Source organism: Bifidobacterium dentium JCM 1195 = DSM 20436, assembly GCF_001042595.1.
GTDB classification, from domain to species: Bacteria; Actinomycetota; Actinomycetes; order Actinomycetales; family Bifidobacteriaceae; genus Bifidobacterium; species Bifidobacterium dentium.
Map to the genome: position 1 here is coordinate 1764464 of NZ_AP012326.1, position 24823 is coordinate 1789286.

The window sequence follows — 24823 nt, forward strand, 5'->3', positions numbered from 1 at the left end:
CCGAACCGCACCATCACAGCACCACCCCTACTCGGAAGACGACGAACCGGCGGACACCGACCCGCCGTCCGAAGAGGACTCATCCAACGTGATGATTTTCGCCATCCCGGATGCCGAAGCATGTCCGGTGGAATCCGCGGACGGCGCCGCCGCCACCTTGGCTTGGGCGTCATTGATGGCATCCATCTGTGATTCCTCGGTTTTGGTGAAGATGTCCACAGTGGTGCTCAGCCGCTGTGCATACTCCTGCACCGCCTCGTGAAGACGCTCCCTGGATTGCCGGAACGCCAGAGCGGACCGCTTGAGATCCTTCTCAAGCATCTGTTCGAAGAAGTTGGCGTTTCCGCGCGTCGCACCCTTCCATTGGGCATCGGCGTCCCGTACATCCTCTCCCATGTCGTTCAAATCTTTCGCCTGGGTTTGCACCGTTTCAGGCTGCAGGCTGACTTTTTCAACCATCTGTCCCCCTTCTTCCCATCATGTCATCGATTGCATACGAGGCGGTGAGGTCGGGATGCCCCACCCTGTGCGGGGATGTCCCGACCTCACCGAATCCCGATGTTTTAGAAGCGTCCCGCGGAACGGGCGTCGGACTCGACATACTGCTGGGCGATCTGCGAGGTCGCCTGAGAGATCTGCCCCAGAATCTGGTTCATCTCCTGCAATTTGCCGTTCCAATCACGCTGGGCCTGATGGTATGCCTCACGGGCCGCACCATCCCATTGCTCGATCAAGGACTTCACCTGGGTGTCGAGATTGTCGAGTTCTTGAGCGATGCCTTTGGCATCATTGGCGATATCGGCGGAAAGAACATCCACCTGCTCGGGACGAACGGAAAAAGAGCTCACCATTGTTGTTTCTCCTTACAGCTTGTCTATGTTTCTCGTCCTTCAGCCCAGCAGGGACTGCAACTTGGACGTGCGGGATTGGTTGTCTTCCTCGTTCGCGGCCTGATCCTTGGCGGTGCCGCGCAGATTATCGCGCAGATCGTTAAGAATGCGGTTCAGGGCGCTGGCCTTCTCCTGCCAGCTCATCATCAGCGTGTTGAAGGAGTTGGCGGCATCGCCGCTCCAGAATGAGCCAAGTTCAGCCATCTTCGACTCGATATCCTTAATGCGGTTATCGATGCCGAGTCGTGCGTTTTCAACCGCAGCGGCGCCCTTTTCAATGGCGCCTTCCTCTGCTCTGATTTTTTCCGCCATGTTTCGTTTCCCTCCCGTAGAGAACCATTCTTTATTCGCGTCACACTGGATGACAGCAATGCCCCCATCAATGCAACGACTCTTCTCAGAGTAATTTAAGTCTACGGATTTCGCAATTGTATACCCCCGTACTTTCCATAAAAGAAACCCCTTTTATATCAAATATGCCTATCCGAATATAGCTAAATTCTCAATTACAACACAATCTCTTAACCGTACGTCTTCCGCGTTTTTTGTCGTCCCCAAAAAACTTTACATCATTTGCATGATTGATTAAAAGTTTTCGGCAGTATATGCGATATACCCCCGTACTTTCATCAAGAGTCATCCTCGGTGGATTTTTACAGAAGGAGTCTATATTATTTCACATCAGTAGTCATAAATATAGATTTGTCACATACGGAATTTTGCGAGAGAAAAGATAGAAGATATGAATTTCAAAGCGGGTGCAATGCCGTATGATCCCCCTGTCCGTCCACGATCGGCGGCCCCCATTCCCCTACCGCACGTTCCCAGTGCGAACATGCTGCGACTGACGATCGCCTATAACACCCGTACCATTACGCTCACGGTCTCGGACGGACCGATCGTTGCGGATCTTCTTCCGGACATCGCCCGCAGGCTCGGCGTACTGGACCCCTCCATCGTGTATGGCGGATACCGATTGATTACCGCTGACGGGGAACCGCTCTCCCCCTCACGAACTTTCGCGGAACAGCATGTATCCGATCGGAGCGTACTTACGCTGGAGCCCGGCGCGTCAGTCGACACGGACATCGTGTATGACGACGTGGTCGAAGCCGTCGGCGCGAGTGTGCAACGGGTCTACCGTCCTTGGACCAAGGATCACACCACGCTCACCTCATTGCTCATCAGCGTGGGCATGCTCGCCATCAGTGCCGGCTGGCTGGCATTGTTTCCCGTTTCGATATGGAACGCCGCGCTTGGCATCGGCTTTTCCGTAGTACTGATCGCCTTGGCTGCATTGCTGCACGGCAAGACCATGACCGTACAGGCCACCGTCATCGGACTGACCGCAAGCGTTTTCGCCGCGGTGGGAGGCTATCAACTGGCTTCGTACCTCGTACCGGATCAGGCGTTTCACACGTTGCCGCTGGTCGGAGCCAGTGCAGGACTGCTGGTTTCGGGATGCCTGATGGCCGTCGCCGCCCCTAGCACACGACCCTATGGCTTCATTCCGATCATCATCGGCCTGTTGGCGGCCATTCCGGGCATACTTTCCACATTGCTGCCTTCATGGATGGCGAACATCTGGATCATTGCGACGATGTTCGCCGCCTTGGCTGCGAATGCACTGCCTTGGATGTGTCTGTCGTTCGCCCGCATCAGCGTGCAAAGCCCTCATAGCGATGCGGAAATCTTCGCCCTGCCGGAACCGATCGATTACGCCGAGGTCAAACAACGCTACATTACCGGCTCCACCATGCTGTTCATCGGACGGGTGAGCGTCGCCACGATGCTGCTCATCGCCATGCCATTGCTCAACTCTCTCAGTACACCACTCGGGGCGGTGATATGCCTGGTCGCATTCCTCGCCATGCTGCTTGACTCGCGCCAGATTCATACGTTGCGTGAGATGTGCGTTACCGTAAGCGCTGCAGGTCTTGGCATCATATGCACCGGCCTGATGAGCGTGCGCATGCATCCGGAATTCAGCATTCCCCTGACCATGCTGATGCTGTGTTGCGCTTTGGCGACCATCGTGTTCACGCATGTCACACGCAGACGGTCGCTATTCGCCACCCGCATGGCCGATGCAGCGGAAACCCTATGCATCATGATGCTTCCGCCACTCGCCTATCTGGCGATCACCCTGTGATATTCGTCGCTCTTGCCGCATAAAGGATGTTGTCATGGCAGATAAGAAGGATCTTTCCGAAGCGCAAAGCTATTCACGGCGTCGTCTGGTCACCGCATTCACCAGTGGCATTCCGGACGGCGTGGAGCTGATGCCGAAGAAGAACCAGACTCCGGTGATAGTCGGTGTGGGCCTTACCATCATCGCCATGCTCATCAGCATGTTCTACGGCATCATCAGCCCTTCGCTGCCATCCGGTTGGGAGAACAACAAACTCATCGTGGCCAAAGGCTCTGCGGCACGCTATGTCAGCTCCCACGGCACGCTGCATCCCGTCATCAACGCCATCAGCGCACGATTGTTGATCCCCTCATCCGATTTCAAAGTGCTCACCGTTGCCGATGACCAGCTCAAGGGCATTCCCATCGGTTCCACCATAGGCATTCTCGGCGCACCGGACTCATTGCCGGACCGTGACAATCTGATCACCGGATCCATCCGCAGCTGCACTTCCGAGCATGGTCTCGACACGATCGTCAGCAACGCCAATGCGAGAAAACAGACCTCACGCGAGGCCATAGTCGCTTCCGTGGATGGCATCGACTATCTGGTCACCGGATCCCATCGATACCAACTCCCCTCCGAACCGACGTCACGCGACGCCTATCTGAGAGCGCTTGGCATACCGCAGACGGCCGTCATCACCGCCACCACGCAGTGGATCAACCTGTTCGAGCAGGGCGATGCCATGGAACCCATCGCCCTGCACAATGAAGGTGAGATTATCGGCATGCATGGCGTCGATGTGACGGTCGGCGGTGTGGTACAGCAACAGGGGGATGCCAGACAGACCAGATACGTCGTGATGCCGGACGGATCCCTGTCCGCCCTCAGCGATTTCACCTACGGTCTGTACATCATCGGAAAACCGGAACGCCTCACGCAGCCACGTACGCTCAGCGCCACCGATTTCCAGTACTTCTCCAATTCCGCGACATCGGTGATTCCCGACACCTGGCCGGTCGACGCACTCGTTTCGGCGCAAGGCAGGTCATCGGCGTGCGCCGTATATCCGTTGCATTCCTCCGGTAAGGCGACCCCATCGCATGCGCAACTGGCCGTCACCGGCGATTATGGAGCTTCCACAGACGGCAGTCATTCCGATTCCGTAACCATGCGAGACGGAGCGGGAGCATTGGTCCGGGCGGCGATAGGAACCTCTGACAAAGGAACCGTATTCGCCATCGACTCCACGGGTACGGCTTACCCCGTCCCCGAGACCTCCGAGGAAATACTCAAGCGGCTCGGCTATTCCGGCAATGACGTTCGCACCATTCCGCGCGCATGGATCGACGTGTTCCCCCAAGGCGTGCAACTCACCACCGCGGCGGCAGGCTCGGCTCCGACCGTTTCCGCCGAATCGAAAGGCATGTCGGTCGACGCCGCCGTCGCGGACGGGCAGGAGCAGTGCCAGGCGGGTGTCGAGAACTACATCACGCAACGCCCGTGGACCAATGATCTGTTCGATCCTGACACCCTGCATCAACAATCCACCGGCAAAGGCGTAACCGTCGCAGTCATCGATTCGGGTGTGGATGTGGACAATCCTCATCTCAAAGACGCCGTGGTTCCAGGTGTCAGCTACCTTCAGGAAGATCCCACCAACGGCACGACCGACACCTACAGTCACGGCACCGCCGTGGCCGGCATCATCGCCGCCCGCAACGTACAGGGATCCTCGGTGCAAGGACTCGCACCGGAGGCCACCATTCTACCGATCCGGGTATTCGAGAACATCCGTGAGGAAAATGGTCGGCAAACGGGCGCACCATCCATGGAAACGGTCAGTCAGGCCATAATATACGCAGTCGACCATCATGCGCAGATCATCAACATCTCGTTAAGCGACACCCGTGACATTCCGCAGATGAGACAGGCCGTGCAATATGCGGAATCGCATGGGAGCCTCATTGTCGCCAGCGCCGGCAACCGGCTGACTTCCACCAGTACCAAGGACGGTGCACGCTACCCCGCGGCTTACGGCGAGGTCGTCGGCGTCACCGCGCTGAACACCGACTTGAACGTCACTGAGGATTCCGTGCACGGTGATCAGGTGGACGTTGCGGCACCGGGCATGATGACGGCATCGACCATCCCGGGAGGCGTGGATTGCGTGTTCGCTACGGACGCCTCATCCACAAGCTTCGCTACCGCCTATGTGAGCGCCGAAGCGGCACTGATCGCCGCACGATACCCGAGTGAGACACCGGCCCAGTGGAGGCAGCGCATCCTCGTCTCGGCGAATCGTCCTCATTCCGATCAGCGCAACACCACCATCGGATGGGGCATCATGGATCCGCAGAACGCCTTGGCACTGTCCCTATCCGACACTCTGCGCGGTCCACGGCTCAACGGCGAAGCGGCAATGCGGCACGGCGGCACGGCATCGTCGGACAAGCCGCTCATACTGCACAGACGACACGACTCGGACGCCACCATGAAAATCATTGCCGGCGTCACCACCGTGACGGTGCTCTGCATGTGCGCTACTTCCTGGCTGCTCGCGATGCGCAGACGTACAGCCAAGAAGTAGCGTGTTCAGGCCGATGCCTACCGTGCGACTTCGAGCGCTTCCTCAAGGCTGAAGGCACGGGCGTAGAGCGATTTGCCGAGAATCGCGGAATCGACGCCAAGCTCGGCGAGTTCCTTGATATCGCGCAAATCATCGAGTGTGGAAATACCGCCGGATGCGGTGACCTTGGCATCGGTGCGCTCAGCGACCTCACGCAGCAGCTCGATGTTCGGACCGCTCATCATGCCGTCGCGCGCCACATCGGTGACCACGTACCGCGAGCAACCGGCAGCGTCGAGGAACTTCATGGTCTCGAACAGGTCTCCGCCTTCCTTCACCCAACCGCGGGCGGCAAGGGTATGGCCTCGAACGTCAAGGCCGACGGCCACACGATCGCCGTACTTGCCGATCACGGATGCGGTCCAATCCGGATTCTCAAGCGCCGCGGTGCCGATGTTCACGCGGGCCGCGCCGGCTTCGAGGGCCGCGTCAAGCGAGGCGTCATCGCGCACGCCGCCGGACATTTCGATATTGGCCTTATCGCCAAGCTCCCTGACGATGGCGCTCAACTGATCGCGGTTATCGCCCGTGCCGAAGGCCGCGTCGAGGTCGACCAGATGAATCCACTGCGCTCCGGACTCCACCCATGTGCGGGCGGCTTCCAACGGGGAGCCGTAGTCGGTTTCGGAACCGGATTCACCCTGACGCAGGCGCACGGCCTTGCCGTCACGAACATCGACTGCGGGGAGCAACGTCAAAGACATGTCATTACCTCTCTTCTCAAATCAGCGTTCTACAGTCGGCGACGGTAAGGAGAACACGGAAAATCGCCGACGATCGAATGGACAATCAGAATGTCGCGATCCAATTGCGCAACAGTTGTGCACCGGCTTCGGCGGACTTCTCCGGATGGAACTGCGTGGCGAACAGGGGCCCGCGTTCGTAGGCGGCGACGAAACGGCTGCGACCATAGGTGCACCAGGTCACATGTTCCTCGGCACCGCCGAAATCGATCTGGTCGGTCGACATGTCGGCCGGTGCAGCACCCATTGCGGCAAAGGAATGCACGAAGTAGAACCGTTCGTGTTCCACGCCCTTCATCAGTACGGAGCCTTCCGGAGCTTCGACGGTATCCCAACCCATGTGCGGCACCACGTCGGCGTCGAGCAATTCCACGTCTCCCCTGATCAGGCCAAGACCGGGCTCGCCATCACCATGTTCCATACCACGTTCGAACATGATCTGTTCGCCCACGCATACGCCGAGCACGGGATGGCCGGCACGGAGGCGATCTTTGATTACCATATCGCCTCCGACGCTTCTGAGGCCTTCCATGCAGGCCGCGAAGGCACCCACGCCCGGCACCACGAGACCGTCGGCCTCCAGCGCCTGCCGATGGTCGGAGGTGAGCGTCACATCAATGTCAAGATTGGCCAACGCACGCACCATGGAGCGCACGTTGCCGAAACCATAGTCGAAAACCACAACGGAAGTCATGGGCATTCTCCTTCGTTCGATTGGTCCGGTTGTCCGAAAAGCTATTCGATGGCGGCACCGCCGCGTCCGAATCTCGTATGCTCGGCGATGACCTTCATGGCATCGTCACGGTCAAGGTCAGCCGAATCCACAATGGTGAGACCGGAATCCTTGAGACCATCCAGATCGGTGATACCGAGCATGAGGTCTTCCACGAACGATGCGGTGGAGGTGAACAGCACCGGCGGCGCGAAGGTCTGGCCGGATTCGCCCTCCACATACAATGTCGCCTCAAGCTTGTCCGCACGGTTCACCGCGAGGATCACCGGCATACCGGCCACCACCGTGGTGATATCCCTGGCGGCCGCCTCGGGACCGTCGCCATCCAGATTGCGCAGTATGGCGACGGCGCCTTGCTCGGAGCCGACGCATTGCGCGGAGATGTCGGAAATCTGGCAGAAGGCGGCAAGCAGTTGCGGCGAGGTCAGCCGAGTTATGATCACCGCCGTCTTCGCACGATTGCCGAGCAGACCTTGCAGTTCATCCTCGAATTGGAGGGAGGATTGCGCCGCATTCAGCACGTCGGCGGCATCGCTGTCGTCATCGGTCTTTTCCGCTTGCGATTCCCGCTGCTTGGCCGCTTCGGCTTCGTTGAACTCGCGTTCGAATCCCGCCATGGCGGCTTCCAGCTCCTCCTCGCTGAAATGCATGTCATCGGCGTTGAAATCGTCCGGATTCAAATCCTTGTCGCTCATCACAGAGCACCTTTGGTGCTGGGGATGCCGTCCACACGTGGATCCGGTTCGATGGCAAAACGCAACGCACGTGCCAGTGCCTTGAATTCGGCTTCGGCAATATGATGGGGATCACGACCGGCAAGCACCTGCAGATGCAGGCAGATGCCGGCGTGGTTGGCGATGGATTCCATGACGTGGCGCACGAGCGAACCCGTGAAATGGCCTCCGATCATACAATATTCGAAGCCTTCCGGCTCGCCGCTGCACACACAGTACGGTCGGCCGGAGATGTCGACTACCGCCTTGGCCAGCGCCTCATCCAACGGCACGGTGGCATCGGCGAAGCGACGGATGCCACGCTTGTCGCCAAGCGTCTGCCTCAACGCCTCGCCAAATACGATGGCGATGTCTTCCACGGTATGATGCGCGTCGATGTCGGTATCACCGGTCGCCTTGATGGTCAGATCAATCAGCGAATGCTTGCCGAGCGCGGTCATCATATGGTTATAGAACGGCACCGACGTGTCGATGTCGGTTTTGCCGGTGCCGTCGAGATTCAGGCTCAGTTCAACCTTGGATTCGCTGGTCTCACGAACGATGGTTGCGGTACGCGCCATGGTTGCGACTCCTTTATTGGTATGGTTCAGTCCTGTTCCACAATACGCAGCACTTCGACCAACGCTTCGCGGAAACGCGCCATCTCCTCGTCGGTACCCATGCATACGCGCATCCAACCGTCGGGGCCGACCACGCGGATGAGTACGCCACGTTTGAGCAGTTCGTCGAAAACGCGTTCGCGATTGTCGAAATGACCGCCGAAGAGAATGAAGTTGGACTGCGTTGCAGCGGTTTCGAGCGGCCGACCCTTGTAGGTCTGCTCGCGAAGCCATGCGGCGGTGGCATTGCGGATTTCGCGCAGGTGAGCCACACGGCTGAGCTGCTCATCGGTATGGTCGAAGGCCGCCAAGGCCGCCGCCTGGGTTACTGCGGACAGGTGATACGGCATGCGCACGATACGCACGCAGTCGATGATGCCCTTGCTGGCCGCGAGATAGCCGACACGTGCACCCGCGAAGGCGAAGGCCTTGCTCATGGTACGGCTCACGGCGAGGTTTTCGTATTCGTCGATGAGTTCGAGCGCGGTCGGCGTGCCCGGATCGCGGAACTCAACATAGGCCTCATCCACCACGACCACCGGATGCACGCCTTCGGCGGCCCCGACGACCTCTGCGGTCTTGGCCGCCTCGAGAATACGTTTCAGGTCATCCATCGCAAGAGGCGTGCCGGTCGGATTGTTCGGGCTGGTAAGCACGATCATGGCCGGCTTGACGTCATGAATGGCCTCAATGACGTTTTCGGCGTTCAGTGAGAAATCCGCATTGCGGTGTGCGACCTTCCACCGGGTGAAGGTGTCACGCGCATATTCCGGATACATGGAATACGTTGGATCGCAGCCCAGGGCAATGCGTCCCGGACCTCCGAAAGCCTGGAACAGCTGCAGCATGATCTCATTGGACCCGTTGGCGCCCCACAGCTGATCCACGACCAGATCGACGCCGGATTCCTTCTTGAGGTAGTCGCAGAACGCCTGACGCAACGCGATATGCTCGCGATCCGGATAGCGGTTGAGCGTCGGGGCGATCTCCTTGACACGCTGCGCGATGCTTTCGACCACGGCCGGTTCCGGCGCATACGGGTTCTCGTTGACGTTGAGGCATACCGGTACGTCAAGCTGCGGAGCACCATACGGTTCCTCACCGATCAGGTCGTTGCGCAGCGGCAGATATGCCGGAATCGCATTGCTGGAGGTTTCGCTCATCGCAGGCCCGCCCGTTCTTCCTGTTCCGTGATGGTCGCCTTGTCGTACGGATCGTCAATGAAACGGCTGAGCACGCATTCACCGTGCGCCGGCAGATCTTCGGAAACGGCGAAGGCATTCACACGGGCGGCAAGGGTCTTCAGGCCCTGTTCGTCGTATTCGATGACTTCGACCGGCTTCATGAAGGTGTGTACACCGAGGCCGGAGGCGAAACGTGCGGTGCCGGAAGTCGGCAGCACATGGTTGGAGCCGGACATGTAGTCACCCAGCGGCACCGGGGAATACGGGCCGCGGAAGATGGCACCGGCATTGCGGATCTTGGCGATGACGGCATCCGGATCGGCGGTCTGGATTTCGAGGTGCTCGGCCGCGTATGCATTGGCCGCGTCGATGGACTGTTCGATGCCGTCGGTGAGGATGATGCCGGACTGACGACCGCGCAGCGACGTTTCGACACGTTCGGCGTGTTCGGTGCGCGGCACACGGTACTTGAGATTCTCCTGCACCTTGGCGGCGATATCCTCGCTGTCGGTGATGAGCACGGAGCCGGCAAGCTCGTCGTGTTCGGCCTGGCCGATCAGATCGGCGGCAAGCCAGCTCGGATTGGCACCCCCGTCGGCGATGATGGCGATTTCGGTCGGACCTGCGACGGCGTCAATGCCGACGATGCCGGAGACCATACGCTTGGCGGTAGCCACGAAAATGTTGCCCGGACCGGTGATCTTGTCGACCGGATCGCACAGGATCTCACCGTCCTGCGGCTCGGAGCCCTTGGCACCGTAGGCGAACATGGCCACGGCCTGGGCACCGCCGACCGCATAGACTTCATCTACGCCAAGGATGGAGCAGGTGGCGAGAATGGTCTTGTCGGGAAGACCGTCGGCATTGTTGCGGCTCGGCGGGGTCGCGATGGCGAGGGATTCGACGCCTGCGGCCTGTGCCGGCACCACGTTCATGATGACGGAGCTCGGATACACGGCTTTGCCGCCCGGCACATACAGGCCGACGCGCTGCACCGGAATCCAGCGCTCGGACACACGGGCTCCTTCGGCCAGATCGGTGTGGAACGGGGCCGGTACCTGGGAGGCGGATACGGCGCGAGAACGGCGCACGGACTCCTCGATGGCGGCACGCACCTCCGGGTCGAGTTCGTCGACGGCGGCCTTCATGACCTCGACAGGCACGCGCAGGTTCTCGGGGCGAATATGGTCGAACTTCTCCGCGAAATCGCGAAGGGCCGCAGCGCCGCGGGCCTTCACGTCGTCGAGAATCGGCTGCACGAGTTCAGTGGCCTCGTTGGTGCCCATCTCCGCACGCGGCATAGCATCCAGCATTTCGGCTCGGGTCAGCTTCCTACCACGCAGATCAATGATTCGCATATAGTTTTCTTCGCTCATAACGCCCCATCGTAACAACGTCGGGTCACGAGACCTGTCAGAAATCTCACGTTCAGCCGCATTGTGAGACATTCCCGCCCCATGAGCGCGGCCGACCACCCCGGACCCCATGATCATAAGGGTGGTCATGCCACGATGTGTTACGGCGGCGGCGTTACATGGCGATGCTAGTTTGCATAGCAATCAACAGTGATTACGACGGCAAGGAGAACCGCCATGTCCCAAGCGTCACCCGCATCGACGGCACCCGAAAACACCACGGTCACCAAACCGAAGTTCTTCTACGGGTGGTGGATCGTCATCGGCGGTTTCCTGATGATGTGCACCTGCTACACGACATTCGTGAACTGCTCCTCACTGTTCCAGGCGCATATCGTCTCCGATCTGCACATGACCATCGGCCAGTACAACACCGGCACGTCGCTTGCATCACTGATCTCCATCGTGGCGACGCTGTTCATGGGTGCGCTCATCGATAAGCTCGGCGCACGCCAGATCGCCTCCTTCCTAGTGATCCTCTCCGCGTTGCTGCTGTTCGGATATTCCGCCGTCACCTCCGCATGGCAGATCTACGCGCTTGCGGCGATCTCCGGCACGCTGATCACTTCCGGCGTACGTCTGTTCATCTCCGTCGTGGTGACCAACTGGTTCAATCTCAAGCGTGGTCTGGCCGTATCCGCGGCCCTGTGCGGCTCCGGCTTCGGTGGCATGATCCTTTCCCCGATCGCCAGCACCGTCATCGCCAATTACGGATGGCGTACCGCCTATGTCGTACTCGGCATGATCTGCTTGGTCGCGGCACTGCCGATTCCGGTCATCTTCTTCCGCACCAAGCCGAGCGAGAAGGGTCTGCTGCCGCTTGGCGCCGAACTGAGTGACGAGGAGATCAAAGAGGCCGAACGCAGGAGCGGGCACTCACTGTCCGAAGTGAACGTGGCCGTGGGCTGGAAGGTGCTTCGCAAGCATGCCGGATTCTGGTTGCTGGTACTCGGCTTCCTGTTCGTCGGCATCATCAACGGCGCGGTTTCCGTGAACATGGTCTCCAACATGACGTCCGTGAACAACAACGGCACCGAGGTGGTCACCGGTGGCCATAGCGTGGTTTGGGCCGGCTACATCATGTCGCTGTACATGGGTGTGGTGTTGGTCGCCAAGGTCGCACTGGGTTGGATTTTCGACCGTTTCGGCATGGTGGGCGGCGTGCTTGTCGGCTCCGTCTCCTGCCTGCTCGCCTGCCTGTTCCTGTGCTTCCCGTCCACGAATTGGGGGCCGATTCTCGCCGCGGTCTTCTACGGCATCGGCACCTGCACCGCCACGATCGGTCCATCCATCATGATTGCACACGAATACGGCCGCCGTGATGTCGGCAAGCTGACCGGCATTGCGATTTCCGCCACCGCACTTGGCGGCATCGTCGGCGCGATCGTCTCCGGTATCGCCTTCGATGCGGCGCTCTCGTTCACACCGGCATGGGTCATCGGCATCGTCTGCTCGGTATTCATGGGTGTGACGCTGATCGCTTCGGCCGGTATGGCCAAGGGCGTGGTCGCCAAGTGCATCGCCAACGGCGCACCGCACATCGACGCCGAAGGCAACATCCTCGAAGAGGCCCGCTGACCTCATTCAGGCCATGGGCAAGGAGCTGGGACCGAAAAGAATCTTGATCTCGGCGAACAGGGAGGTGTCCCGCTTCACGCGGAAGCGATCGCCGAAGGTCAGCACCTTGGCGTTGCCCTGATCGTCCATGATGGCAAGTCTCACCTCGCAATAGCCGGGATGGTCGTTCAGAATCCGCCCGAGCCGCATCACATGATCACGGTTCAGTGCAACCTGCGGCAGCGTGATCACGAGCGGCCTCTCGTCCTCCGCCTCCAAGGTCGGTACCTGGAATTCCGTGGCACGCAGACTCACGGTTTCGTCGCGCCGCTCGACTTGGCCCCGGATCTGCACTACGGTGTCGACCGCCAGTTCCGGCGCGGCCGCTTCATATACCTTGCCGAAGAACATGCACTGGATGGAGCTTTCCAAATCCTCGATGGTGACGATCGCCCAAGGATTGCCCTTCTTCGATACGCGACGGTCCACATTCGTAATCAGCCCGGCTACCGTGACCTGCTGCCCGTCAGGCATGGTTCCGGCGCGATCGATCAGATGCGCGATCGACATCTCACGCAGACTCGACAACACCGACTGCATGCCGCTCAACGGATGGTCGGACACATACAGGCCCAGCATCTCACGCTCGAAGTTGAGCTTGGTTTTCTTATCCCATTCCTCCACATCCGGCACGCTCACCATGGCGTCTCCCATGCCGTCTTGTTCGGCCGAATCATCCAGATCGGAGAACAGATCGAACTGCCCTTCCGCCTGCTTGCGCTTGATGCCCACCACCGAATTGATGGCAGCCTCATGAATGGTGAACAGCGCACGACGGTTCGGATCGACCGAATCGAAGGCTCCGGCCTTGATCAACGATTCCACCAGACGACGGTTCAAGGCACTCAACGGCACGCGACGCACGAAATCCGGGAAGTTCACATACTTGCCATGACCGCTCTCGCGCTCCTTGATGATGTCATCGACGGCGTTCCTGCCGACATTGCGGATGGCACCGAGACCGAATCGCACGACATCGCCGACCGCCGAATATTCGAATACCGACTCATTCACGTCCGGAGACAGCACCTGAATGCCCATGCGCCGCGCCTCGCCGAGATACAGTGCGGTCTTGTCCTTATTGGTGCTGGCGCCCTGTAGCAGGGCGGCCATGAATTCCACCGGATAGTGCGTCTTCAGATACGCGGTCCAATAGGAGATCAAACCGTATGCGGCGGAATGCGCCTTGTTGAACGCATACCCCGAGAACGGCACCAGAATGTCCCACACGGCCTGGGCCGCCTCCTGCGAGTAGCCATGCTCCTTCATGCCCGCAAAGAACGGGATTTTCTCCTTGGCCAACACTTCCGGCTTCTTCTTGCCCATGGCTCGGCGCAACACATCTGCCTTACCCAAAGAGTAACCCGCCAGAATTCGCGCGGCCGACTGCACCTGCTCCTGGTACACGATCAGACCATAGGTCTCGTCAAGCACCTCCTTGAGCGGTTCGGCCACTTCGGGATGAATCGGCGTGATCTTCTGCAGGCCGTTCTTACGCTTCGCATAGTTGGTATGCGAATCCATATCCATAGGGCCCGGCCGGTACAAGGCGATCAACGCGGAGATATCGTTGAAGTTGCTGGGCTTCAACGTTTTCAGCAGCGAGCGCATGCCGTCGGAATCGAGCTGGAACACGCCAAGGGTGTCGCCTCGCGACAGCAACTCGTACGTGGCCTTGTCATCCAAAGGAATCCTGGTATGGTCGATGCGGTCCTTGCCGTTCGCCTCGATGTTGTTCAGGGTGTCACGAATCACCGTCAAGTTGGAGAGCCCGAGGAAGTCCATCTTGACCAGACCCAGCGTTTCGCACGTGTGATATTCGAGCGTAGTGGTGACGGTACCGTCGGTACGTTCCAATAGCGGCGAGGTGTTGGTAATCGGCTCACTACCCATGATGGTGGCGCAGGCATGCACGCCGGTCTGACGAATCAGACCCTCGATGCCCATCGCCTCATCGGTCACACGCTTGGCATCCGGATCGGAATCGTACAGCTCCCGGAACTCACGCGCTTCGGCATAGCGTTTCGAGGCCGGATCGAAGATATCGTGCAACGGGATGTCCTTGCCGCCCGTCTGCGCCGGTGGCAACGCCTTGGTCACGCGCTCGCCCATGGAAAAGTCGAAGCCCATGATGCGTGCGGAATCCTTCAAGGCCTGCTTGGTTTTGATGGTGCCGTAGATCACGCATTGCGCCACCTTGTCACGACCGTATTTCTCGCCGACATAGTCGAGTACGCGGCCGCGGCCGTCCGGATCGAAATCCACGTCGATATCAGGCAGGGAGACTCGCTCCGGATTGAGGAAGCGTTCGAAAATCAGACCGTGCTGGATCGGGTCGAGTTCGGTGATGCCCATGGCGTATGCCACCATGGCGCCTGCAGCGGAACCACGGCCGGGCCCCACCATCACACCGTGCGTCTTGGCCCAGTTGATGTAGTCGGCCACGACAAGGAAGTAACCGCAGAACTGCATCTGGCATATTACGCCGCATTCGTAGTCGGCCTGCTTGAGCACCTCGATCGGCGGATTGCCGTCATATCGCTTTTCCAGGCCCTCTTCGACTTTCTTCAGGAACAGCGAGGTCTCGTCCCATCCTTCGGGGCAGTCGAATTGAGGCATGAAGGCGCCATCCTCATGATCGTCGAACATCACGTTGCAGCGTTCGGCGATCTCCAGCGTATTGTCGCATGCCTCGGGAAGGTCCTTGAACAGTTCACGCATCTCTTCGGCGGATTTCAGGTAGTAGCCGGTACCGTCGAACTTGAATCGTCCCGGCTCGTCGAGGGTGGAGCCGGAGTTGATGCACAGCATGGCGTCCTGCGCGCCGGCATCCTCCGCACGCACGTAATGGGAATCGTTGGTCGCCAGCAACGGCGCATTGAGCTTTTTGGCGATGTCAAGCAGCCCGTCGGTCACCTGTCTTTCGATATTCAGCCCGTGGTCCATGAATTCGATGTAGAAGTTGTCTCGGCCGAAGATGTCCTGCAGCTCCCCCGCCGCACGTAGTGCCTCATCGAATTGACCGAGCAGCAATCGGGTTTGGATGATGCCCGAAGGGCAACCGGATGAGGCTATAATCCCCTTGGAATACTTGGATAGGATCTCCTTGTCCATGCGCGGGTAACGCATGACACGCCCTTCCAGGTTCGCGTCGGTCGAGGCTTTCATGAGGTTCACGAGGCCTTCGTCGGTCTCCGCCCACATGGTCAGATGCGTGATCAGGCCGCCGCCGGACACGTCGTTGGGGTTGCGTTTGCGATGGTTCGGGTCAAGATCCGGGTTCCAGTTGGTATCCCAGCTCACTCGGGTCGGGTCCTGGCGTGCGGTTTCCGGCGTGACATAGGCTTCGATGCCGATGATTGGCTTGATGCCCGCATTGACTGCGGTGCTCCACATCTCATAGGCGCCATGCATGTTGCCATGATCCGTGATGCCGACGGCCGGCATGTTCAGTTCCTTGGCGCGTTTGACCAGATCCGGTATCTTCGAAGCGCCGTCGAGCAGCGAATAGTGCGTATGGTTATGCAGTTGCACGAAGTTTCCGGAAGTAGCCATGCTCTCCAATCTACCTATGATTCCTGACGGCCGACTACGCCGAGAGCCGCAATTCACCGCATCGAAACAACCGACACGCGTACCTCGTCACCGTGGTCGCCGCACGCGGCCCGTCGCTTGCGACACGCCCGGAGCCTGTGGATAACCCGTTTGGTGCGTCCACAACCCCTGGTTGCGCTGGACATACGCCTTTGCACCCGTTAGCGTCGCAACCAACCGGTATCCGCATCTTGCGAACAAAGGAGTGCCATGACCGCGAAAACCCGCTGTACATTGCGTTTCGTTTCCCTGATCTATCTGATCGTGGCCATGCTGTTGGCCGTGGCGATCGTTGCGGGAATGCTGTATCTGCAGCGAGGCAGCTATGATCCGTTGGACTCGTTGGTCCTGATTGCGGTATGCATGATGGTCGCGACCTGTCCGATCTGTCTGCTGGCCGCAATCGTATTGTTCGTGATTCAGTTCCTCGTCGGATTCGCGTCACGATGACGATTGCGCATCACATCAAGCGCATGCTGCAGGTCGACGGGATAATGCGACCGGACGGTGGTCCACACATGAGTACGCGGATGACGGAATTCGAGCTGCATGGCGTGCAGCCACTGCCGTTCCAATCCGAGTGCCTCGCTCAGCTGCGGATTGGCGCCGTACATGGGATCCCCCACCAACGGATGTCCGATGGATGAGAAATGCACGCGGATCTGGTGCGTACGTCCGGTTTCCAGATTCACGGAGACGAGCGTCGCTTCGCCGAAGCGTTCCATCACGTCCCAATGGGTGATGGCCTCCTTGCCGGCTGGCGTTACGCAGAACCGAAAATCGGAGACCTTCGCGCGGCCGATCGGCGCCTCGATGGTGGCCTTGTCTTCCTTGAGGTTGCCCTGCACCAGCGCATGATAGGTTTTGACGACTTCATGTTCGGCGAACTGTCGACGCATTTCCACATAGGCAAGTTCGGATTTGCATACCAGCATGAGCCCGGAGGTGCCGACGTCAAGCCGGGAGACGATGCCTTGACGGCCTGCCGCGCCGTACGACGTGATGCGTACGCCACGGTCAAGCAGACTGCCGAGTACGGTCGGTCCGGTCCAGCCGACGGAAGCATGCGCGGCCACGCCTACCGGCTTGTCGACCACGACCACGTCATCGTCTTCGTAGACCACGGCCATGTCATGAGCGATCGGTTCCGGCTCGGAACGTTCCTCGACGATATCGAATTCAACGGTCTCCCCCGCCTGCAGGCTCGACGATTTAGCGATGTCACGGCCGAGTACACGAGCCTGGCCGGTCTCGATCAGGTCCGCGGCTTTGGCTCGTGAGATGCCGAGCATCTTGGCCACGGCCACGTCAAAACGCTTTCCGACGAGTGCGTCGGGCGCTGGAACCAACCGGCTCATGCGGCATTCGCCTCGGCGTTCTGCTCGTCAAGCTCCTTCTGACTGAACGGCTCGCCGAGCAGAAGCAACAGCACGGCGGCGATTCCGGCAATCATCAGAAAGATGTCGGCGACATTGCCGACGGACCATCCGTAGTTCAGAAAGTCGACCACCTTGCCGTTAAGGAAGCCTTCGGCATAGACGACGCGATCGATGAGATTGCCCAACGCCCCAGCGAACGCCAAGGCGAATATCACGGTCCATTTCATGGAGATGGTACGCAAGGTCAATACGATCAGCACCGCGCAGGCCACGATGGCCAACAGGGAGATCAACCATGTCATATGGGAACCCATACCGAGCGAGGCACCCGGATTATGCACCAGCGTGAATGAGAGAATCCCGGGAATCACGCGCATGGTCCGCCCATCGGCCAAGGCATGTTGGGCCCATGCCTTGGTGATCTGATCGAGCGCCAGCGCGATAACGGCAACACACGCAAAGACGGCCACGCGGGTGCGCAGCCGTCCTTGTTCATTCGTCATAATGTCAGACACAGCCTAATCTCAGTTGTTCTGATCGACCTGGCTGTAGTTGTTCGTATCGGACACCTGGGACACGAGCTGACCGAGGAACTCGGTAAGACGCGCGCGGTATTCGGTTTCGAACTGCTTAAGGCCCTGAATATTGCCTTCGATGACCTTGGACTGGGATTCAAGGTTGTCACGCACCTGCTGTGCGTAATCGTCGGCGGCGGAACGGGTCTTGGCGTCATAGTCGGCGGCGCGACGCTGCACTTCGGACTCATAGGTGTCGGCCTCGGAGTGCTTCGTGGAGAAGTACTGGTCGGCCTCATTGGTCTTCTGCGCAACGTAGGAGTTGCCCTCGTTCTGCCTGTCGGACAGATACTGATCGCCTTCCTGGGTCTTCTGGGCAACGTAGGCGTCGCCTTCGTTCTTCTTCCGATTCAGGTACGCATTGCCCTCTTCGGTCTTCTCGGCCATATACTGGTCGGCCTCGTTGTGACGATCCTGCATGTAGGTGTCGGCATCCTGACGGGTCTTGGCTGCGTAGGCGTCGGCATCGGAACGGGTGTCTTCGGAATAGGAGTCCGCATTGGCATGCGTGTTCTTGTTGTACTCGTCGGCTTCGGAGCGGGTACGGTTGGAGTAATCGTTGGCCTTGCCGATGAGCTCATCGTACTTGCGCTGGCTCAGCTCGGTAATCTCCTTGGCCTTGGCCTTGCCCTTGTCGACATACTGGTCGTGCAGCTGCATGGCCAGGGTCAGCATGGCGGTGGCGCGCTCCGGCTCGGTGGAGGCTGCGGCCGCGGCGCCGGCGATCTTCTGCAGGCTGCCGGTCTCGGTGCTCGGCTCGACCTTGGAGACCTGGTCGCGCAACTGAGCCTCACGCTGCTTGGATTCCTCAAGCTGCTGGGACAGGTTCTTGATCTGCTCGGCCTGCTGCTGGGCCACGACGACCTGCTGCTGAGCGGAAGCCAGCTGGCGGGACAGGTCTTCGGTACGGGCGCGGAACTCATCACGCTCATGCTGCACGGCGTTGAGCTGCTCGCCAAGATCGGCCTGACCTGCGGCTTCCGCGGCCTGAGCGGTGAGCTGATCCACCTGAGCGGCCAGACGATCCACCTGATCCTTAAGCTGTTCGTTCTGAGCGGACAACGCACGGTTGCTTTCCTCAGCCTCCGTGAGCTTGGCGGCAGCGACCTGTGCGGCCTGTGCGGCCTGATCCCCGGCACCGGCGGCCTGCTCGGAGGCGGACTTCAGCGTCGCATTCTCCTGCTGCAGGGACTGCACTTGGGCATTAAGCTCGGAAATCTTGGAGTTGAGCCCCGCGACATCCGGACCAAGAGACTGCGTGGCCTGACCGACGGCGACCGCCTGCTTGCCCAAGGCCTCAACGGTCTCAGTTACCTGATCGAGGAAATCGTCGACTTCATCAACGTCATAACCTTCCTTGAAACGCACGGTTTGGAAGGTATGCTCCCTAATATCTTTCGGCGTCAACAGAGCCATAAATCTTACACCTCGCTTTGGGCTTGATGCCTCGCTGTGTTGTATCAACTTCCGATGCTATCACGGAACCTGCGGATTCATGCGGAAAAAGGGCGTTTCACCTGATATTAAATGAGGAAATCAATCACGATGAGAATGAAATACAGTACGATAAACGCCACATCGAAGTAGATGGGACCCATCGGAATGGGCCGAATATATTGCCGCAACCAACGCAGCGGCGGCTCCGTCAACTGATAGACGGCGCCGATCAGTGAGGAGATGATGCCGCTGGGGCGCCAAGTCGGTGACAGTACCGACACCCAGTCAAGAATCATGCGCACAAACAGTACGAAAATATACGCGTTAACAAGCAGATGGACAATCTGACCGATCAAAGACAATATCATGCGACCCACCCTAGCAACATCACATGAGAATAGGCTGCATGAATGCGTTGCATGCATTCCGACCGCCTCTCGCCGCCACAAGGCCTGCGGACGGCGAGAGGTGAATGAAGGATGTCAGTCGGCGAAAAGATCGTGGGCGGCGCTCGGAGCCTGCGGCTCCTCCACCTTGATGTTCACCTGGGCCGGGCTCAGCAGGAACACACGCGGAGTGACACGTTCGATGGAACCGCGCACCCCGAACACCACACCTGCCGAAAAGTCTACGATGCGGTAGGCCACGGACTCGGCCACACCGGTCAGGTTCAGCACCACCGGAATGCCGTCACGGATGGCACGGCCAACCAGCTGAGCGTCTTCATAGGACTTCGGATGAATCGTCGTAATACGGCTCACACGACCCCCCTGAAACGGATTGCTTTGCTCACGAGACGAAGCTGCGGAGGCAGAAGACGTGGTGGGTGTCGAAGCCAGGGGTGTCACCGAGTGGTCGGAGTCGAATGAGGTTTCGGTGCCGTCGGCTTCGTCGGTGAAGTCATCGTCATCCTCAGCCACGTCGGACATGCCCAGATAGGACATCGCACTCTTCATGAATCCTGCCATGAATGTTCCTTTCGCCTGTACGCGTCAAGTCTAGCGCAGGAAATCCGGAATATCGAGATCACCCGGATCGTTCGGGGAGACCACTTCATGTTTGGTGGTCTGGTCGAACGACTGAGGGGCACCCGGTTCCGGGGTGGATGGAATATAGCTCGATAGCGGCTGCACCTGCGGTGCCGCCGGAGTTTGCACCGGCTGAGGTTGCACCTGCGGCTGCTGCTGGGGAGTACCTACGCTCAACGCGGAAACCGGCACCGTGGCAGATGCCTGCGGTTGCGGCTTGTCCTCGGCGACGGCCGGCTCTGTCTTTTTGGAGTTGGCGTCGAAGCCCGCCGCGATAACGGTAATGCGCACCTCGTCGCCATAGGCGTCGTCCAGGGACAGACCCCAGATGATCTGGGCTTCCGGATGGATGGCTTTGCGTACCAATTCGGTGGCTGCCGCAGCTTCCTGCAGTTTGATGTCGGTCGGGCCCGCGATGTTGATGAGCGCGCCATGAGCACCCTCGATGCTCTCTTCCAGCAACGGCGAGCTGATGGCGATTTCGGCGGCCTGGGTGGCGCGGTCCTCGCCCCGTGCGGAACCGATGCCGAACAGCGCCGTGCCGGCACCGCGCAGAATGGCGTTGACATCGTTGAAGTCGACATGAATGTAAGAGTTGGCGGTGATCAGATCGGTGATGCCCTGCACACCTGCCAGGAGTGCGGTGTCGGCGGTCTTGAAGGCGTCGACGATGCCGATCGTGCGGTCGGACAGCTCAAGCAGTCGATCGTTGGGAATCACGATCAGCGCATCGACCTCCTTGCGCAGATTCTCGATGCCTAGCGCAGCGGAAGCCGCACGCTGAGGTCCTTCGAAGCTGAACGGTCGAGTCACCACGGCGATGGTCAAGGCACCCTGCTGGTGCGCGGCGCGTGCGACAATCGGGCTGGCGCCGGTACCGGTGCCGCCACCTTCGCCGCAGGTCACGAACACCATGTCGGCGCCCTTGAGCGACTCCTCGATATCGGACTGATGATCCTGGGCGGCCTTGGCGCCCTTCTCCGGGTCGGCTCCTGCGCCGAGGCCACGGCTCGAGGCATCGTTCAAAGAGATCTTGACGTCCGCGTCGGAACGCAGCAGATCCTTTGCATCGGTATTGATCGCGATGAACTCAACGCTCTGCAGACCTTCGGCAATCATGCGATTGACGGCATTACCGCCGGCTCCACCGACACCGACGACCTTGATGTTGGTCTTGTCGTTGAAATTGTCAGTCTGGGCAATCTCGCTCACCATTGTCTCCTGTCACTCACGTTTACGCATAACTCTATCGCAGACGGACTGATATTACGCGCACTTTTCCGGGCGTGTACCGGCGTTTCGCCGACTTTTTTATCTCACCGACGTTTCCCATTCGTTCCAAGGTCCGGACGGAATCCGCCGTTCAGTAGCTCGCATCCATCGGATCGTCCCCGAACAGCGCCTGCCGCTCGGCATGCGTTGTTTCGCGGGATTCCAACCATCCGTAAGGCAGATGGACCTTCTTGGCAAAGCGCACGCGCCCCCTCGGTTTGTCTACCACCCGCTCGGGGAACCGAATGTCAGGATCAAGTTTTCCAATCTCTCGGCGAACATCCTCAAGGTTTTCACATTCCATGAACGCACGACGCGTGGAACCACCCACCGGGAACCCCTTGAGATACCACGCGACATGTTTTCTCAGATCATGAACGGCCATCCGCTCGTCGCCATCATAGAACTCCGTCAGCAACTGGGCGTGACGCTCGATCACCGTACAAACGTCCCCCAAAGCTGGGTCGATGCGTTCGTCGCTGCCGGCGAATGCATTCTTGATATCCGCGAACAGCCATGGACGCCCCTGACAGCCGCGGCCGATGGCAACTCCCGCACAACCGGTCTCGGACACCATGGCCAATGCATCGTTGGCGCCCCAGACATCACCGTTGCCGAATACCGGAATGTCCAATGCCCCGACCAACTCGCCGATACGGCTCCAATCGGAATGCCCACCATAGTATTCGGCGGTGGTGCGCGCATGCAGGGTCACGGCCTTGCAACCTTCCTCCTGCGCGATATGACCGGCCTCGAGGAACGTCTCGTGCTCATGATCGATGCCGACACGGATCTTGGCCGTCACCGGCACATTCGCCGCATCGCAGACCTTGACCACGCGCTGGATGATCTCACGGAACAGATCCGTCTTCCAAGGCAGTGCCGATCCGCCGCCGCGCCGCGTCACCTTGGGTACGGGGCAACCGAAATTGAGATCGACATGATCGGCCATGTTCTCGTCGATAACGATTTTCGCCGCCTGTTCCACGATCGCCGGATTCACGCCGTAGAGCTGCAGCGAACGGATTTTCTCGCCGGGAGCGAAACGGCACAGCCGCAGTGCCTTGGGATTACGGGCCACCAATGCACGCGCGGTGATCATCTCGGCCACATATAGACCGTCCGGACCGTAGCTTTCGCAAATCACACGGAACGGCCAGTTGGTGACTCCCGCCATCGGCGAAAGCACGACCGGAGTGGCGACATGCACGGGCCCCAGATCGACGGGCCTGATAACGGGAGGAACCGACGGCCGTGCCGCGTCGGTACGCGGATCGAGCACGTCGGATTCCTCGTAGGCTGTCACAATGCTATCGGGCATACGAATGCTTTAGTACAGACCACCGGCTTCGGCGATCTTGACGGACTCGGGCCATGCCTCGCCGCCCATCTCGACCGGCACCTGCGGGTAACGGACGTGCTTCTCGCCGATGCGGGCGGCCACGTAATCAGCCACCTTGTCGAGGGCCACACGCTCCTGCTGCATGGTGTCACGTTCACGAATGGTGACGGCCTGATCGTCGAGGGTGTCGAAGTCGACGGTCACGCATAGCGGGGTGCCGATCTCGTCCTCACGGCGGTAACGACGGCCGATGGCACCGGCCTCGTCGTAGTCGATCATCCAGTCGTGCTGACGCAGGTCATCGGCCAGGTTCTGGGCCACGGACTGCAATTCCGGCTTCTTGCTCAACGGCAGTACGGCGGCCTTGACCGGGGCCAGGCGCGGGTCAAGACGGAGCACGGTGCGCTTGTCGACGCCGCCCTTGGTGTTCGGCGCCTCGTCGACATCGTAGGCGTCCACGAGGAAGGCCATGAGGGAACGGGTCAGGCCGGCGGCCGGCTCGATGACGTACGGCACATACTTCTCACCGGTAGCCTGGTTGAAGTAGCTCAGATCCTCACCGGAATGCTTGGCATGGGCGGACAGATCGAAGTCGGTACGGTTGGCCACGCCTTCGAGCTCGCCCCAATCGGAGCCTTGGAAGCCGAACTTGTATTCGATGTCGACGGTGCGCTTCGAATAGTGGGCCAGCTTCTCCTTCGGATGTTCGTAGTGACGCAGGTTCTCCGGCTTGACGCCAAGGTCGATGTACCACTGGGTGCGGGCATCGATCCAGTACTGGTGCCATTCCTCATCAGTGCCCGGAGCCACGAAGAACTCCATTTCCATCTGCTCGAACTCACGGGTGCGGAAGATGAAATTGCCCGGGGTGATCTCGTTACGGAAGGACTTGCCCATGTTGGCGATGCCGAACGGCGGCTTGGAACGCGAGGAAGTCATCACGTTCTTGAAGTCCACGAAGATGCCCTGCGCGGTTTCCGGACGCAGGTAGTGCAGCGAGTTCTCGTCCTCGACCGGGCCGAGATGGGTGCGCAGCATCATGTTGAAGTCACGCGGTTCGGTCCAGTTGCCGCGGGTGCCGCAGTCCGGGCACACGATGTCCTTCAGGCCATTCTCCGGCAGCTTGTCGCCATGCTTTTCGGCATAGGACTCCTCAAGCTTGTCGGCACGATGGCGCTTGTGGCAGTTGAGGCATTCGATCAGCGGGTCGTTGAACACGGACACGTGGCCGGAAGCCACCCACACGGCCGGCGGGAGGATGATGGACGTGTCGACGCCCACCACGTCACCTCGGGTGACGACCATGGAACGCCACCATTCGCGCTTGATATTGTCCTTCAGCGCGACGCCAAGCGGACCGTAATCCCATGCGGAACGGGTTCCGCCGTAGATTTCACCGGCGGGGAACACAAAGCCGCGACGCTTCGCGAGGGATACGACTTCATCGAGTTTGGATACAGCCACAATGCACCTTCTGGTTTGAACGGTTTGGGGTCTTTTTACAAGCGCACAGCCTAC

Annotated in this window: 22 protein-coding genes; 4 read left to right on the top strand and 18 right to left on the bottom strand. The window is 59.6% G+C overall.

The annotated features are described in order from the left end of the window. Positions 1–27: 27 nt before the first annotated feature. The 3 genes from BBDE_RS07575 to BBDE_RS07585 form a co-directional block, all read right to left on the bottom strand. Positions 28–459, bottom strand: coding sequence for a hypothetical protein (locus BBDE_RS07575; protein ID WP_003839385.1), 432 nt, complete (start codon positions 457–459; stop codon positions 28–30). A 104-nt stretch (positions 460–563) separates the two neighbouring features. Next, complete coding sequence (locus BBDE_RS07580; RefSeq protein WP_003839384.1) at positions 564–851, bottom strand: WXG100 family type VII secretion target; 288 nt, start codon at positions 849–851, stop codon at positions 564–566. Between the two features lie 39 nt (positions 852–890). Beyond that, positions 891–1202 (bottom strand): WXG100 family type VII secretion target, encoded by a 312-nt coding sequence (locus BBDE_RS07585; protein ID WP_003839382.1) that lies wholly within the window; start codon positions 1200–1202, stop codon positions 891–893. Between the two features lie 523 nt (positions 1203–1725). On the opposite strand from BBDE_RS07585, the gene BBDE_RS07590 reads away from it, so the two are divergent. Both BBDE_RS07590 and eccB read left to right on the top strand, forming a co-directional pair. Next, a complete protein-coding gene (locus BBDE_RS07590; RefSeq protein WP_003839380.1) occupies positions 1726–3042 on the top strand; it encodes an EsaB/YukD family protein in 1317 nt (438 codons plus the stop codon). A gap of 34 nt (positions 3043–3076) precedes the next feature. Beyond that, on the top strand, positions 3077–5614 hold the full coding sequence (eccB, locus tag BBDE_RS07595; protein WP_003839378.1) for a type VII secretion protein EccB: 2538 nt from the start codon (positions 3077–3079) through the stop codon (positions 5612–5614). Positions 5615–5631: 17 nt separating this feature from the next. Here eccB and priA read toward each other — a convergent pair whose 3' ends face one another. The 6 genes from priA to hisD form a co-directional block, all read right to left on the bottom strand. Then, on the bottom strand, positions 5632–6357 hold the full coding sequence (priA, locus tag BBDE_RS07600) for a bifunctional 1-(5-phosphoribosyl)-5-((5-phosphoribosylamino)methylideneamino)imidazole-4-carboxamide isomerase/phosphoribosylanthranilate isomerase PriA (RefSeq protein ID WP_003839376.1): 726 nt from the start codon (positions 6355–6357) through the stop codon (positions 5632–5634). Positions 6358–6442: 85 nt separating this feature from the next. Next, positions 6443–7090, bottom strand: coding sequence for an imidazole glycerol phosphate synthase subunit HisH (gene hisH, locus BBDE_RS07605; RefSeq protein WP_003844594.1), 648 nt, complete (start codon positions 7088–7090; stop codon positions 6443–6445). A gap of 41 nt (positions 7091–7131) precedes the next feature. Then, entirely contained in the window at positions 7132–7824 is a 693-nt protein-coding gene (locus BBDE_RS07610) for a hypothetical protein (RefSeq protein ID WP_003839373.1), read from the bottom strand. Further along, positions 7824–8423, bottom strand: a complete 600-nt coding sequence (gene hisB / locus BBDE_RS07615) for an imidazoleglycerol-phosphate dehydratase HisB (protein WP_003839372.1) — start codon at positions 8421–8423, stop codon at positions 7824–7826. The genes BBDE_RS07610 and hisB overlap by 1 nt, the downstream gene beginning before the upstream one ends. Before the next feature lie 26 nt (positions 8424–8449). Continuing rightward, a complete protein-coding gene (locus tag BBDE_RS07620) occupies positions 8450–9625 on the bottom strand; it encodes a histidinol-phosphate transaminase (RefSeq protein WP_003839370.1) in 1176 nt (391 codons plus the stop codon). Next, the gene (hisD, locus tag BBDE_RS07625) at positions 9622–11022 is read right to left on the bottom strand and encodes a histidinol dehydrogenase (RefSeq protein WP_033489041.1); all 1401 of its coding nucleotides are present in this window, start codon (positions 11020–11022) and stop codon (positions 9622–9624) included. Before hisD ends, BBDE_RS07620 begins: the two co-directional genes overlap by 4 nt. Before the next feature lie 216 nt (positions 11023–11238). On the opposite strand from hisD, the gene BBDE_RS07630 reads away from it, so the two are divergent. Continuing rightward, a complete protein-coding gene (locus tag BBDE_RS07630) occupies positions 11239–12639 on the top strand; it encodes an MFS transporter (protein WP_003839367.1) in 1401 nt (466 codons plus the stop codon). A gap of 6 nt (positions 12640–12645) precedes the next feature. Here BBDE_RS07630 and dnaE read toward each other — a convergent pair whose 3' ends face one another. Continuing rightward, on the bottom strand, positions 12646–16233 hold the full coding sequence (dnaE, locus tag BBDE_RS07635; protein WP_003839363.1) for a DNA polymerase III subunit alpha: 3588 nt from the start codon (positions 16231–16233) through the stop codon (positions 12646–12648). 249 nt (positions 16234–16482) lie between these two features. On the opposite strand from dnaE, the gene BBDE_RS07640 reads away from it, so the two are divergent. Then, a complete protein-coding gene (locus BBDE_RS07640; RefSeq protein WP_012902347.1) occupies positions 16483–16722 on the top strand; it encodes a hypothetical protein in 240 nt (79 codons plus the stop codon). On the opposite strand, the gene BBDE_RS07645 is transcribed toward BBDE_RS07640, so the two are convergent. From BBDE_RS07645 to BBDE_RS07680, 8 genes are all read right to left on the bottom strand, one after another. Continuing rightward, a complete protein-coding gene (locus BBDE_RS07645) occupies positions 16692–17630 on the bottom strand; it encodes an RluA family pseudouridine synthase (protein WP_003839361.1) in 939 nt (312 codons plus the stop codon). The genes BBDE_RS07640 and BBDE_RS07645 overlap by 31 nt on opposite strands. Beyond that, on the bottom strand, positions 17627–18154 hold the full coding sequence (locus BBDE_RS07650) for a signal peptidase II (protein ID WP_003839360.1): 528 nt from the start codon (positions 18152–18154) through the stop codon (positions 17627–17629). Before BBDE_RS07650 ends, BBDE_RS07645 begins: the two co-directional genes overlap by 4 nt. Before the next feature lie 21 nt (positions 18155–18175). Beyond that, entirely contained in the window at positions 18176–19642 is a 1467-nt protein-coding gene (locus tag BBDE_RS07655) for a DivIVA domain-containing protein (RefSeq protein WP_003839359.1), read from the bottom strand. A gap of 107 nt (positions 19643–19749) precedes the next feature. Beyond that, positions 19750–20031 carry a YggT family protein gene (locus BBDE_RS07660; protein WP_003839357.1) on the bottom strand — a complete coding sequence of 94 codons (282 nt, stop codon included), beginning with the start codon at positions 20029–20031 and terminating at the stop codon, positions 19750–19752. A 114-nt stretch (positions 20032–20145) separates the two neighbouring features. After that, a complete protein-coding gene (locus BBDE_RS07665) occupies positions 20146–20631 on the bottom strand; it encodes a cell division protein SepF (RefSeq protein ID WP_003839355.1) in 486 nt (161 codons plus the stop codon). Positions 20632–20661: 30 nt separating this feature from the next. Then, positions 20662–21906 carry a cell division protein FtsZ gene (gene ftsZ, locus BBDE_RS07670; RefSeq protein WP_012902351.1) on the bottom strand — a complete coding sequence of 415 codons (1245 nt, stop codon included), beginning with the start codon at positions 21904–21906 and terminating at the stop codon, positions 20662–20664. A gap of 148 nt (positions 21907–22054) precedes the next feature. Then, the gene (gene dusB / locus BBDE_RS07675) at positions 22055–23284 is read right to left on the bottom strand and encodes a tRNA dihydrouridine synthase DusB (RefSeq protein ID WP_003839352.1); all 1230 of its coding nucleotides are present in this window, start codon (positions 23282–23284) and stop codon (positions 22055–22057) included. Between the two features lie 9 nt (positions 23285–23293). Continuing rightward, complete coding sequence (locus tag BBDE_RS07680; RefSeq protein ID WP_033489039.1) at positions 23294–24769, bottom strand: glycine--tRNA ligase; 1476 nt, start codon at positions 24767–24769, stop codon at positions 23294–23296. Positions 24770–24823: the final 54 nt, after the last annotated feature.